Source organism: Streptomyces sp. NPDC020489, from assembly GCF_044386545.1.
GTDB lineage: Bacteria > Actinomycetota > Actinomycetes > Streptomycetales > Streptomycetaceae > Streptomyces.
Genome location: NZ_JBIRUZ010000018.1, coordinates 19908 through 33002, shown reverse-complemented (window position 1 = coordinate 33002; position 13095 = coordinate 19908). Strand labels below are relative to the sequence as shown.

Genomic DNA, 13095 nt, shown 5'->3' with positions numbered 1-13095 from the left:
GGCGCGACGCAGGACGGTCACAGGGGTGGGTGGACCATGACGGACACGACGACGGCGGACCTCGACGTCAGGCTGGAGAAGCACCGGGTCGAGCTGACCGGCTACTGCTACCGGATGCTCGGCTCCTCCTTCGAGGCGGAGGACGCGGTGCAGGACACGATGGTCCGCGCCTGGCGCAGCTACGACAAGTTCGAGGGCCGCTCCAGCCTCCGCTCCTGGCTGTACCGCATCGCGACCAACGTCTGCCTGGACATGCTGACGGCCGGCAACAAGCGCGCGCGGCCGATGGACCTCACCGAGTCGACGCCTCTCGCCCAGGCCGCCCTCTCCCCGCGCCCGGACCACACCTGGCTGGAGCCGATGCCGGACGCCCGCATCCTGCCCACCGTCGAGGACCCGGCGGAGGCCGCCGTCGCCAAGGAGTCCGTGCGGCTCGCCTTCATGGCCGCCCTTCAGCAACTGCCGCCCAAGCAGCGGGCGGTGCTCATCCTGCGCGAGGTGCTGGCCTGGCGGGCGAGCGAGGTCGCCGAGCTGCTCGGCACCACGGTCGCCTCGGTCAACAGCGCCCTCCAGCGCGCCCGCGCCACCCTCGCCGAGCGCGAGGGACAGCACGGCGCGACAGCGGCCGTCTCCGACCCGTTGGACGAGGACCAGCAAAAGCTCCTGGACCGCTATGTCGCGGCGTTCGAGGGCTACGACATGACGGCGCTGACGGCCCTGCTGCACGAGGACGCCATCATGACGATGCCGCCGTTCGACCTGTGGCTGACGGGCCACGACGACATCTCGGGCTTCATGACGACACTCGGCTCCGCCTGCGAAGGCTCGCGTCTGGTGCCGGTGCAGGTGAACGGCCTGCCGGGCTTCGCCCAGTACAAGCCGGACCCGGAGAAGGGCGGCTACACACCGTGGGCCGTGCAGGTCCTGGAGATCTCAGACGGCCGGCTCACCGGGTTCCACTTCTTCCTGGACACCCAGCGCTGGTTCCCCCTGTTCGACCTGCCCCTCCATCTCGAAGCGGAGGCCGACCAGGTCGAGAAGAGCGTGTAGTGCCGGGTCGGGGTCTCTGAGCCGGATCCGGCCCCCGGCCCGCCGCGCGGCCAGCTCCAGCCGCGCCAGCAGGTCGACGACCCCGAGCCCCGGCGGTCCCAGTCCGGCCACGTCACAGACCACCGCCCTGGCCCCGGTCGTGTGCAGCAGCGCGCGCACGTCGTCGCACAGCCCCCTCACCTCGTCCCGGGTGACGGGGCCGGCCAGTACGAGCACGGCGGGTGTCATGGCGTCCACGATCTGTAGACCGGGCGGACGGACGGAACTCATCGCCGCCGCGAGGGCGAAGGGCCAGGAGGGCGTCCACCGACCGGGATCACATTGACCTGGGCGCCGCCTTCCCCGGAGGGTTGGCTGTATGCCCCACGGATCAGCACCGCCCTGGATGTCGCACGCTCTCCTCACGGCCGAGGAGGTTCCGTGCAGGGGGTGCTGACCGGCTTCGCCGTCATCGCCGTCGTCATCGCGGTCGGCTATGTGATCGGACGGCGCGGCCACCTCGGGGACAACGGCCGCGAGGTGCTGACCAAGCTCGCCTTCCATGTCGCCTCCCCCGCCCTGCTCTTCACGACGCTGGCGCGGACCGACCTGTCGCTGGTCTTCTCCAGCCGCCTGGTCGTCACCGCGCTGAGCACGGCGGCGACGGCGGGCGTCTTCGTCGCGGTGGGCGCCGTGCGCGGCTGGGGCGTGGGCCGTACGACGATCGGCGCGCTGTGCTCCAGTTACGTCAACTCCGGCAACCTCGGCATCCCCATCGCGGTGTACGTCCTGGGCGATGCCTCGCTGGTGGCGCCGGTGCTGCTGTTCCAGCTCCTGCTGCTGACCCCGATCGCCCTGACCGTGCTGGACCTGGCGGCCCGGGACGGCCAGGACCCCCTGTGGCTGCGGCTGCTCACCCCCCTGCGCAACCCGATCGCGGTGGGCTCGCTGGCCGGTGTCGCGGTGTCGGCGAGCGGCGTCCACATCCCGTCGGCGGTCATGGACCCGGTGACGCTGATCGGCAACATGTCCGTCCCGGCGGTGCTGCTCGCCTTTGGCATCTCCCTGTGCGGCAGCACGATGCCGGGCCGGGGACCGGACCGCCAACTGGTCCTGCTGTCGGTCGCGTTGAAGTCGGTGGGCCAGCCGGTGGCCGCGTGGGCGCTGGCGGTGGGGGTGTTCGGGCTGCGCGGGCACCCACTGCTCGACGTGGTGGTGACCTCGGCCCTGCCCGCCGCGCAGAACCTCTATACGTACGCGTCGAGTTACGGCGTGGGCGAGCGGCTCGCGCGGGACTCGATCCTGGTGTCGACGGTCCTGGCGGTGCCGGTCCTCGTGGTGGTCGCGGCGCTGCTGGGCTGAGCGCGGGCACAAGAAAGCTGACCACGCGCACGAGAAAGCTGACAGCGGGCACGAAAGAAGGGCCGCGGGCACGAGAGAGGGGGCCGACGCCCCAGGCATCGGCCCCCTCTCTCGTCACCTCACCTCAGCTCAGGCGATCCGCTCCAGCACCACCGGCGACGCCGTGAAGTCCGTGCCCGGTGCGGCGATGTCGTAGGACCCCTCGACCGCCTCCAGGGCGTACGCGAAGCGCTCCGGGGTGTCCGTGTGGAGGGTGAGCAGGGGCTGGCCCGCGGTGACCGTGTCGCCGGGCTTGGCGTGCAGCTCGATGCCCGCGCCCGCCTGGACCGGGTCCTCCTTGCGGGCGCGTCCGGCGCCCAGGCGCCAGGCGCCGACGCCGATGTCGTAGGCGTCGAGGCGGGTCAGCACGCCGGAGGCGCCCGCCTTGACCACGTGCTGCTCCTTGGCCACCGGCAGCTCCGCGTCCGGGTCGCCGCCCTGGGCCGCGATCATGCGGCGCCAGACGTCCATCGCGGAACCGTCGGCCAGGGCCTTCGCCGGGTCGGCGTCCCGTACGCCCGCGGCGTCCAGCATCTCGCGGGCCAGGGCGATCGTCAGCTCGACGACGTCCGCCGGGCCGCCGCCCGCCAGGACCTCGACCGACTCGCGGACCTCCAGGGCGTTGCCCGCCGTCAGGCCGAGCGGGGTCGACATGTCCGTCAGCAGGGCGACCGTCTTCACGCCGTGGTCGGTGCCGAGGCCGACCATCGTCGAGGCCAGCTCGCGCGCGTCCTCGATGGTCTTCATGAAGGCGCCCGAGCCGACCTTGACGTCCAGGACCAGGGAGCCGGTGCCCTCGGCGATCTTCTTGGACATGATCGAGGAGGCGATCAGCGGGATCGCCTCCACCGTGCCGGTGACGTCCCGCAGGGCGTAGAGCTTCTTGTCCGCCGGGGCCAGGCCGTCACCCGCCGCGCAGATCACCGCGCCGGTGCCGTCCAGCACCGACAGCATCTCCTCGTTCGACAGCAGCGCGCGCCAGCCCGGGATCGACTCCAGCTTGTCCAGGGTGCCGCCGGTGTGGCCGAGGCCGCGGCCGGAGAGCTGCGGGACGGCCGCGCCGCAGGCGGCGACGAGAGGGGCCAGCGGGAGGGTGATCTTGTCGCCGACGCCGCCCGTGGAGTGCTTGTCCGCGGTCGGGCGCGAGAGCGAGGAGAAGTCCATGCGCTCGCCGCTCGCGATCATCGCGGCGGTCCAGCGGGAGATCTCCCGGCGGTTCATGCCGTTGAGGAGGATGGCCATGTTCAGCGCGGCCATCTGGTAGTCGGCGACCTCGCCGCGGGTGTACGCGTCGATGACCCAGTCGATCTGCTCGTCGCTGAGCTCACCGCGGTCCCGCTTGGTGCGGATGACAGAGATGGCATCCATCGACAACACAGCCATGGCATTCCTTCCGGACGTTCAGAAAAGTGCGCGGCCCCCCTGATCTCCTCAGAGGGGCCGCACGGGAGTTACTGGGAGGTGAGATGGTCCGGGCCGAAGGCCTGGGGCAGCATCTCCGACAGCGGCAGGACACCCGCCGGTGTCTCGAGCAGCAGGTCGGGGCCGCCGAACTCGTACAGCAGCTGCCGGCAGCGGCCGCACGGGACGAGGACCTCGCCCCGGCCGTCGACGCAGGTGAAGTGCGTCAGCCGGCCGCCCCCGGTGCGCTGGAGCTCCGAGACCAGCCCGCACTCGGCGCACAGGCCGAGTCCGTAGGAGGCGTTCTCGACGTTGCAGCCGGAGACCGTGCGGCCGTCGTCGACGAGGGCCGCGACGCCGACCGGGTAGCCCGAGTAGGGGGCGTAGGCGTGGCTCATCGCCTCGCGCGCCACCTCCCGCAGGGCGTCCCAGTCGACGTCGGCCAGGGCCGTCACTTGCCTTGCCCCTTCCGGTACGGCAGGCCGTCCGCCTTCGGCATCCGCAGGCGCTGTGCGGACAGCGCGAGCACCAGCAGGGTGATGACGTACGGGCTGGCCGTCACGACCTGGTTGGGGACCTCGTTCGTGGTGGCGTACCAGACGAACATCAGGGCCGAGACCGCGGCGGTGAGGGCGGCGGGGAGGTACTTCTTCTTCCAGACCAGGTACGCGACGCCGAACACCAGCAGGATCGCAAGCAGCAGGATCAGCGCGTGCACGTTGGTGACACCGCCGCGCAGCTTGAGGCTGTCGGTGTAGCCGAACAGGCCCGCGCCGAGGGCGAGTCCGCCCGGCATCCAGTTGCCGAAGATCATCGCGGCGAGACCGATGTAACCGCGGCCGGCCGTCTGGCCGTCGAGGTACACGTTGGACGACACGATCGACAGGAAGGCACCGCCGAGGCCGGCGAAGCCGCCGGAGATGATCACGGCGATGTACTTGTACTTGTAGACGTTGACGCCGAGGGACTCGGCGGCGATCGGGTTCTCACCGCAGGAGCGCAGCCGCAGTCCGAACGACGTGCGCCACAGGACGTACCAGCTGGCGGGCACCAGGGCCACGGCGACGACGGTCAGCGGCGAGAGGTTGGTGATCAGACCGCCGACCAGGCCGGCGATGTCGGAGACGAGGAACCAGTGCTTGCCGTTGAGCGTCTGGAGCCAGTCGGACAGCCCCGGGACGTCGAAGGTGCCCAGCGACTCGATCGGCGGGGACTGCTTGGAGGAGCCCTGGGGAACGCCCTCGAAGGTGAACTTCGACAGGTAGCGGGTGGTGCCCAGCGCCAGGATGTTCAGGGCCACACCGGAGACGATGTGGTTGACGTTGAACGTCACGGTGGCGATGGCGTGCAGGACGGCGCCCAGCGCACCGCCGACGATACCGACGAGGACGCCGGTCCACGGGCCCCACTGGTAGCCGGCCCAGGCGCCGAACCAGGTGCCGAGGATCATCATGCCCTCGAGGCCGATGTTGACGACGCCCGCGCGCTCGGCCCACAGACCGCCGAGACCGGCGAGGCCGATCGGCACGGCCGCGCGCAGGGCGGTGGACATCTGGCCGGTCGAGGTGATGCCGTCCGCGCCCGTGATCAGCCGGACGACCGACGTCAGGATCAGCACGCCGGAGATGATCAGGAGGAGGACGGGCAGCGACATGCGGCGGCTGCCCTTGCCGGGCTGCTTCGCCAGAGCCTTGACGATGATCGCGGTGCTCATCAGACCGCCACCTCCTTCTTGCTGTTCTGGGCGGCGGCAGCGGCGAGTTCCTCACCGACGCGCTTCTGCTGACGGCGCAGGCCCCAGGTGCGGACCACCTCGTAGGAGATGACGACCGCGAAGACGATCAGGCCCTGCATGATCGTGGCGATCTCCTTCTCGTACGGCTCGGGAGTCGCGTAGTCGAGAGCGGGGGACGCCTTGTCGAGGAAGGCCCACAGCAGGGCGGCGAGCGCGATGCCGCCCGGGTTGTTGCGGCCGAGCAGCGCGATGCCGATGGCGGTGAAGCCGAGGCCGGCCGGGAAGCTGAGGCTGTAGGTGTGGGTGTCGCCGAGCAGCAGCGGCAGGCCGGAGATGCCGGCGACCGCGCCGGAGATCAGCATCGCGGTGAGCACCATGCGCTTGGCGTTGACGCCGGAGGCCGCGGCGGCGGTCTCGGACTCGCCGGTGGCGCGCAGGTCGAAGCCGAAGCGGGTGCGGTTGAGGACGGCCCAGTAGCCGACGCCCATGGCGATGGCGAGGAAGACCAGACCGTAGATCTCGCCGACGTCGGCGCCCAGGTCGATGCCGGGGACCCAGCCGGACTCCTTCATCACACCGGTGGTGACGTTGTCGCCGAGCGGCACGCCCCAGTTGTCGGTGAGGGTGAGGTAGCCGATGAGGCTGGTGGCGATGGAGTTCAGCATGATCGTCGCGACGACCTCGCTGACGCCCCGGGTCACCTTCAGGATGCCCGCGATGCCGGCCCACATGGCGCCGGTGAGGGCGCCGACCAGGAGCAGCAGGGGGACCTGGAGGAAGGACGGCAGGGCGACGTGCGCGCCGACCACCGCGGTCATCATGGCGCCGAGGCGGTACTGGCCGTCGACGCCGATGTTGAACAGGTTCATCCGGAAGCCGAGGGCGACCGCGAGGGCGGCGATGTAGTACATCGACGCCTGGTTGATGATCAGGACCTGTACGTCGGAGAAGCCGGCCTGCTCCAGCATGAGCGTGTACGGCTCGATCGGGCTCTTGCCCGAGGCGATCAGCACGACCGAGGTCAGCAGGATCGCCGCGACGAGCGCCAGGGCCGGGCCGGCCACGGCGAGGAGCAGGCGCTCCTTGTCGAACTTCTTCATCGGGCCTCGTCCTCCGGGGCGCTGTCGTCCTCGACGTGCTCAAGGTGGCCGCTGGCGGCACCCGTCATGGCGGAGCCCAGCTCCTCCGGGGTGACCGTCGCGGGGTCGGCGTCGGCGACCAGCCTGCCGTTGTAGATCACCCGCAGGGTGTCCGACAGGCCGATGAGCTCGTCCAGGTCGGCGGAGATCAGCAGCACCGCCAGACCCTCGCGGCGGGCCTCGCGGATGCGGTCCCAGATCTGGGCCTGCGCGCCGACGTCCACACCGCGGGTGGGGTGGGCGGCGATCAGGAACTTGGGGTGGTGGCTCATCTCGCGGCCGACGATCAGCTTCTGCTGGTTGCCGCCGGACAGGGAGGCCGCGGTGACGTCGATGCCGGGGGTGCGGACGTCGTACTCCTCGACGATCCGGCGGGTGTCGGCCTGGGCCGCCTTGGGCTTGAGCCAGAAGCCCTTGGCGTTGGGCTCCTCGGTGACATGGCCGAGGATGCGGTTCTCCCAGAGCGGGGCCTCCAGGAGCAGGCCCTGGCGGTGGCGGTCCTCGGGGATGTAGCCGACGCCGGACTCGCGGCGCTTGCGGGTGGCCCAGGGGGTGATGTCCTCGCCCTGGAAGAGGATGGCACCGGAGTCGGCGTTCCGGGTGCCGATCAGGGCGTCGATGAGCTCGGTCTGGCCGTTGCCCTCGACACCGGCGATGCCCATGACCTCACCGGCGTGGATGGTGAAGGAGACGTCGTCCAGGACCTTCTTGACCTCGGCGCGCTGGACGTCGTCCATCAGCAGGGAGGCGGACGACTCACCGAGGGGCGTGGCCCCCGACGAGTACACGGTGAGGTCCTTGACCTCGATGACGGCCGTGTCGGTGACGGTCGACTCGGCGGTCTCGGGGGTGGGGAGCTCGCTGCCGACCATCATCTCGGCGAGCTGGCGCGGGGTGGTCTCGGACGGGACGGCGGTGCCGACGGTGGTGCCGCGGCGGATGACGGTGATCTCGTCGGCGACGGAGAGGACCTCGCCCAGCTTGTGCGAGATGAAGATGACCGCCAGGCCCTCGGACTTGAGCTCGCGCAGGTTGTCGAAGAGCGCGTCGACCTCCTGCGGGACGAGGACGGCGGTGGGCTCGTCGAGGATCAGGGTGGAGGCGCCGCGGAAGAGGACCTTGAGGATCTCCACGCGCTGCCGCTCGGCGACACCGAGGTCCTCGACCAGGGCGTCGGGGCGGACGCCGAGGCCGTAGCGGTCGGAGATCTCCTTGATCTTCTTACGGGCGGCGCCGCCGATGCCGTGCAGCTTCTCGCTGCCCAGCACCACGTTCTCCAGGACCGTGAGGTTGTCCGCGAGCATGAAGTGCTGGTGGACCATGCCGATACCGCGGGAGATGGCGTCGGCGGGGCTGGAGAAGGTCACCTGCTCGGTGCCGACCGCGATGGTGCCCTCGTCCGGCTTCTGCATGCCGTAGAGGATCTTCATCAGGGTCGACTTGCCGGCGCCGTTCTCGCCGACGAGGGCGTGCACGGTGCCCTTGCGGACGGTCAGGTGGATGTCGTGGTTGGCGACGACACCCGGGAATCGTTTGGTGATCCCCGCCAGCTCTACCGCGATCGGCGAATGGGCGACGTGCGGCGGAGGCGGGCTGCTGGTCGCTTCGATGGCGCACTCTCCTTGGGAAAGGGGCCACTCTACGCGCGTAGCGCCCCTGCTTTAAATAGTGCCCGGACCTGATCGTTCTCGTTGTGGCCCACGAGCGGTGCACGATCCGTTCCGAGCATTCTGCCGCGCGAACGGGGCACGAAGGGTCATCCTCTCCGCGCCCCGTTCCGTGGCCGTAACGCTGCCATTACAGCGCTTGTGTGGCCAAGGCCTGTGACCGGGTGGGGTCAGGAGGTCTTCACCTTGATGGTGCCGTTCTTGATGCCCTCGGACGCCTTCTTGATCGCGTCCTGGATCTTGGTGTTGTTCGCGAACTCCGGGTTGGAGTTGGAGACGCTCACGCCACCGTTGGAGAGCGAGCCGCGGACGACGCCGGTCGCCGGCTTGCCGTCGTGGACGGACTTGGCGAGCTCGAAGACCGCGCCCTCGACGTTCTTCATGGCCGAGGTCAGGATCGAGTTCTTGTACGCCTTGAGCGCGTCCTGCTTGTACTGGTCGGAGTCGACGCCGATCGCCCAGACCTTGTTGGCGGCGGCGGCCTTGATGACGCCCTGGCCGGAGAGGCCGGCGGCGGCGTAGACCACGTCCGCCTTGTCGTCGATCATGCCCTCGGCGGCGCTCTCACCCTTGTCGGGGCTGGAGAAGCCACCCTCGGCGGCGGTCTCGGTCAGGTACTGGACCTTGACCGTGACGCCCTTCTTGGTGTCCTCGACGCCCTGCTTGTAGCCGGCCGCGAACTTGTGGATCAGCGGCACGTCCACACCGCCGACGAAGCCCACCACGTTGGACTTGGTGGACAGCGCGGCGGCGACGCCGGCCAGGTAGGAGGCCTGCTCCTCGTGGAAGACGAGGTCGGCGACGTTGTCGGCCTTGGTCTGCTCGTCGTCGACGATGCCGAAGGTGGTCTTCGGGAACTTGGCCGCGGCCTCCTTGACGGCGGGCGCGTAGGCGAAGCCGACGCCGATGACCGGGTTGTAGCCCTGCTTGGCCAGGTTCTCCAGGCGCTGCACCTTGTCCGCGTCTGACTCGCCGTCCTGCGGCTCGATCGCGGTGGACTTGTAGCCGAACTCCTTGTCGGCCTTCTCCAGGCCGGCGGTCGCGGCGTCGTTGAAGGACTGGTCGCCCTTGCCACCGACGTCGTACGCCAGGGCCAGGCCCAGGTTCTTGCTGTCGCTGCTGGACGACTCGGAGGACGAGCTGCCGCAGGCGGACGCGGTCAGGGCAAGGGCTGCGGTTGCAACGCCTGCAACCGTGATACGGGACACCCGGCGCATGGAACGAGACTCCTTTGTGCAAGCGCCCAAACCAGGCGCTGGTTCCGCCGCAGCGTAACGCGCGTAGACCAGACGGAAAACCCCTTCTGTCCGGTCCGTTACCGAGCTGTGGCCACAGTTGGTGGACAGACTACGGACAGCAGTACGCCCCTTGCGGGAGGCAAGGGGCGTACGACCTGGAACGGCGCCCGGGAGGGCGTACGGAAGGGGCCTTTCGGCTCACTCGGAGCGGCCTCGCGGCGTTATGAGGTCTTCACCGTGACCTTGCCGTCGATGATGTCCTGCTTGGCCTTGTCGACCGCGGCCACGACCTCGGTCATCGCCTTGTACTTCGGGTTGGAGTCGGCGAAGCCCACGCCGCCGGACTTCAGGTCACCGCGGACGACACCGGTGAGGGGCTTGCCCTCGTAGACGGACTTGGCGAGGTTGTAGACCGCGCCGCCGACGTTCTTCAGGGCCGAGCCGAGGATGTAGTCCTTGTAGTCCTTCAGCGCGTCCTGGTTGTACTGGTCGGAGTCGACGCCGATGGCCCACACCTTGTTGGCGGCGGCCTCGGAGATCACGCCCTGGCCGGAGAGCCCGGCGGCGTGGTAGATGACGTCGGCGCCCTTCTCGATCTGGCCGCTGGCCGCCTCCTTGCCCTTGTCCGGGCTGGAGAAGCCGCCCTCGGCGGGCGTCTCGGTCAGGTACTGCGACTCGATCTTGATGCTCGGGTCGACGGACTTGACGCCCTGCTCGAAGCCCGCGCCGAACTTGTGGATCAGCGGGATGTCCACACCGCCGATGAAGCCGACGTGCTTGGCCTTGGAGGCCTTGGCGGCGGCGACGCCCGCGAGGTAGGAGGCCTGCTCCTCGGAGAACACCATGTCGGCCACGTTGGCGGCCTTGACCTGCTCGTCGTCGATGACGCCGAAGGTGGTCCTCGGGAACTTGGCGGCGACCTCCTTGACGGCCGGCGCGTAGATGTAGCCGACGCCGATCACCGGGTTGTAGCCGGCCTTGGCGAGCTCGGTCAGCCGCTGGACCTTGTCCGCGTCGGACTCGCCGTCGCTCGGCTGGACGTCCCGGCCGCCCATCTTGAATTCCTTGTCGGCCTGCTCGAAGCCGGCGTAGGCCGCGTCGTTGAACGACTGGTCGCCCCGGCCGCCGATGTCGTACGCCAGGCCGATGCCCTTGCCCGAGTACTTTCCGGAGGCGGACGACGAGGAGTCGTCGCTGCCGGCCTTCGTGCTGGACTCGCCACAGCCGACGGCCGCGAGCGCGATGACCGAGACGGCCACCACTGCTTGGGAGAACCTGGTCCTCCGAGATATGGAACGCACAGCAAGCACCCCTTCATGCCACGGTCCGCCGAGCGGCCCGCTTCCCCGACGCGCCGCCGCTGGTGGCTGTTCGGCGCACAGTAACGCGCGTAGAAGGGGAGGGGAACGGGATTGATCCTGGCCGTTATCGAACCGTGCCGCCACCGGGTTACGGGCGCGAGAACCCGGTTACGGGCGGGTGACACAAGGGGACGAAGGGGCGCCGAACGGGCCGCCCCCTCGCACGATCCGCCGGTCCGTCAGGAGGTGCCACCGAGCAGCGCGGCGGCCGTGAACATCTCCACGCCGACCGTGATCGCGTGCTCGTCGGCGTCGAAGTCGCCCTGGTGCAGGTCGCGTACGGCCCGCTCGCCGGGCGGGCGGACACCGAGGCGGGCCATGGCGCCCGGCACGTGCTCCAGGTACCAGGAGAAGTCCTCGCCGCCCAGGCTCTGCTCGGTGCCGTCGACGGAGGCGGCACCGCGGCGGGCGGCCATGGCGTCCCTCAACAGCTCGGTCACCACCGGGTCGTTGACCACGGGCGGCACGCCGCGCACGTAGTTGATCTCGGACTTGGCGCGGTGCAGGTTGGCCACCTCGTCGATCGCGGCGACCACGACGTCGGGCGCCTGCCGCCAGGCCTCGATGTCCAGGCAGCGGACGGTGCCGGAGAGTTCGGCGTGCTGCGGGATCACGTTGGGCGCGTGGCCGGACTCGATCCGCCCCCAGGTGATGGCGAGACCGGCGCGGGTGTCGATGCGCCGGGCGACGAGCGCGGGCACGTCGACGACGACCCGGGCGGCGGCCGTGACCAGGTCGGTCGTCAGGTGGGGGCGCGCGGTGTGCCCGCCGGGTCCGTCGAGGGCGATCTCCAGCCGGTCGCAGGCGGAGGTGATGGGGCCGGCGCGCAGCCCGATCCGCCCGGCGTCGACCCGGGGGTCGCAGTGCACGGCGATGATCTGCCCTACGCCCTCCAGCGCCCCGCAGTCGATGGCGTCGGCGGCGCCGCCGGGCAGCACCTCCTCGGCGGGCTGGAAGACCAGCCGTACGGGCCGGGTCAGCCGACCCTGGCGATGCAGATCGGCCAGCACCAGTCCGGCGCCGAGGACGACGGTGGTGTGCACGTCGTGCCCGCAGGCGTGGGCGCGGTCCGGGACGGTCGAGCGGTACGAGCAGTCGCTCTTGGTGTCCGGGATCGGCAGGGCGTCGATGTCGGCCCGCAGGGCGAGGGCGGGGCGCCCGCTCCCCCAGTCGCCGATGTCACAGACGAGCCCGGTGCCCACCGCGAGCACCCGCGGCCTGAGGCCGGCCTTCTCGAGCCGTGCCTTGATGGCGGCGGTGGTGCGGAACTCCTGGTTGCCGAGTTCCGGGTGCATGTGCAAGTCGCGCCGGAACGCGACGAGTTCGGCACGCAGCGGCTCCGGCAGCGTGCCGGGAAGCAGTGCTTCCGCGGGAACATCGGCCTCGGACTCCAGTGACATCAATTGCTTCACCCTCTGAAGGGTAGGACGTCGGGGTGGCCAACTGACCCTCGATCAACAAAAGTTCAACCCGTTAGGGGAAGAAAATCTGGCCGCTCGACGCATACGTATCGACTGGGATGGGTAAACTCGCCCGACTTTCCGGGCGAGTGGATCTTGAGATCCCCGGAGAGCACGCGGCCGCGGGCTTCCGGCCACACCCGTCACTCATCCACTCCTCCCTCCACGGATACCACGCCCGGTGCCGCCCCGTCGGCTCTGTTCACCTGTCGGGACCGCCACGCCACCGGGAATCCACCCTCCCTCCATGGAGACGCTTGTTCCGGTCCCGGAATCATCACCGCCGCGCGACGTTTCCGCCACGCGGAGCGACGGCCGGGGCGCCGCGGGGCAGGCTTCCCCCATGACGATCCACGCGGCACGGGACTGGCGGGCGTGCGGTTGCGGCGAGGAGCAGATCCCGGGGCTGCTGGCGAGGGTCGGGTTCCCCGGGATGGCGGGTCTGATCCTGGCAACTGTGGTGATCATGATCCTGACGGGCTGGCTGCTCGCGACGGCGGTGTGGCTGATCGGCCGCCGCCGACGCCCGCGGCGGCCCGCCGAGGTCACACCGCCCGAGCCGGAGCCCGGCCGCCCGGCCGACCCCCCGCCCGGCTTCCTGAGTGGTTTCACCTGGACGGCCGAGGAACGCCCGAGGGACGGCGAGCCTCGCTAGGGTGCCCTC

Annotated in this window: 12 protein-coding genes; 3 read left to right on the top strand and 9 right to left on the bottom strand. The window is 70.1% G+C overall.

All coding sequences use genetic code 11. From position 1 onward, the window contains the following. Positions 1–36 precede the first annotated feature (36 nt). Entirely contained in the window at positions 37–1050 is a 1014-nt protein-coding gene (locus ACH41F_RS35985) for a sigma-70 family RNA polymerase sigma factor (protein WP_398839294.1), read from the top strand. On the opposite strand, the gene ACH41F_RS35980 is transcribed toward ACH41F_RS35985, so the two are convergent. After that, entirely contained in the window at positions 934–1320 is a 387-nt protein-coding gene (locus tag ACH41F_RS35980; RefSeq protein WP_391234752.1) for an STAS domain-containing protein, read from the bottom strand. The genes ACH41F_RS35985 and ACH41F_RS35980 overlap by 117 nt on opposite strands. Positions 1321–1470: 150 nt before the next feature. On the opposite strand from ACH41F_RS35980, the gene ACH41F_RS35975 reads away from it, so the two are divergent. Next, positions 1471–2391 (top strand): AEC family transporter, encoded by a 921-nt coding sequence (locus ACH41F_RS35975; protein WP_398839290.1) that lies wholly within the window; start codon positions 1471–1473, stop codon positions 2389–2391. Between the two features lie 129 nt (positions 2392–2520). Here ACH41F_RS35975 and ACH41F_RS35970 read toward each other — a convergent pair whose 3' ends face one another. From ACH41F_RS35970 to ACH41F_RS35935, 8 genes are all read right to left on the bottom strand, one after another. Then, a complete protein-coding gene (locus ACH41F_RS35970) occupies positions 2521–3804 on the bottom strand; it encodes a thymidine phosphorylase (protein WP_391234981.1) in 1284 nt (427 codons plus the stop codon). A 77-nt stretch (positions 3805–3881) separates the two neighbouring features. Next, positions 3882–4286 carry a cytidine deaminase gene (locus ACH41F_RS35965; RefSeq protein ID WP_391234748.1) on the bottom strand — a complete coding sequence of 135 codons (405 nt, stop codon included), beginning with the start codon at positions 4284–4286 and terminating at the stop codon, positions 3882–3884. Then, a complete protein-coding gene (locus ACH41F_RS35960) occupies positions 4283–5545 on the bottom strand; it encodes an ABC transporter permease (protein WP_391234746.1) in 1263 nt (420 codons plus the stop codon). Before ACH41F_RS35960 ends, ACH41F_RS35965 begins: the two co-directional genes overlap by 4 nt. Then, positions 5545–6666, bottom strand: a complete 1122-nt coding sequence (locus tag ACH41F_RS35955; protein WP_391234744.1) for an ABC transporter permease — start codon at positions 6664–6666, stop codon at positions 5545–5547. Before ACH41F_RS35955 ends, ACH41F_RS35960 begins: the two co-directional genes overlap by 1 nt. Next, the gene (locus tag ACH41F_RS35950) at positions 6663–8315 is read right to left on the bottom strand and encodes an ABC transporter ATP-binding protein (RefSeq protein WP_398839426.1); all 1653 of its coding nucleotides are present in this window, start codon (positions 8313–8315) and stop codon (positions 6663–6665) included. The genes ACH41F_RS35955 and ACH41F_RS35950 overlap by 4 nt, the downstream gene beginning before the upstream one ends. A 227-nt stretch (positions 8316–8542) precedes the next feature. Beyond that, positions 8543–9589 carry a BMP family ABC transporter substrate-binding protein gene (locus tag ACH41F_RS35945; protein WP_391234742.1) on the bottom strand — a complete coding sequence of 349 codons (1047 nt, stop codon included), beginning with the start codon at positions 9587–9589 and terminating at the stop codon, positions 8543–8545. 242 nt (positions 9590–9831) lie between these two features. Further along, positions 9832–10902 carry a BMP family protein gene (locus ACH41F_RS35940; RefSeq protein ID WP_398839425.1) on the bottom strand — a complete coding sequence of 357 codons (1071 nt, stop codon included), beginning with the start codon at positions 10900–10902 and terminating at the stop codon, positions 9832–9834. Positions 10903–11150: 248 nt separating this feature from the next. Continuing rightward, positions 11151–12371, bottom strand: a complete 1221-nt coding sequence (locus tag ACH41F_RS35935; RefSeq protein WP_391234977.1) for an amidohydrolase — start codon at positions 12369–12371, stop codon at positions 11151–11153. Positions 12372–12774: 403 nt separating this feature from the next. Here ACH41F_RS35935 and ACH41F_RS35930 point away from each other — a divergent pair, with 403 nt between their 5' ends. Continuing rightward, on the top strand, positions 12775–13086 hold the full coding sequence (locus tag ACH41F_RS35930; RefSeq protein WP_391234738.1) for a hypothetical protein: 312 nt from the start codon (positions 12775–12777) through the stop codon (positions 13084–13086). Positions 13087–13095 lie beyond the last annotated feature (9 nt).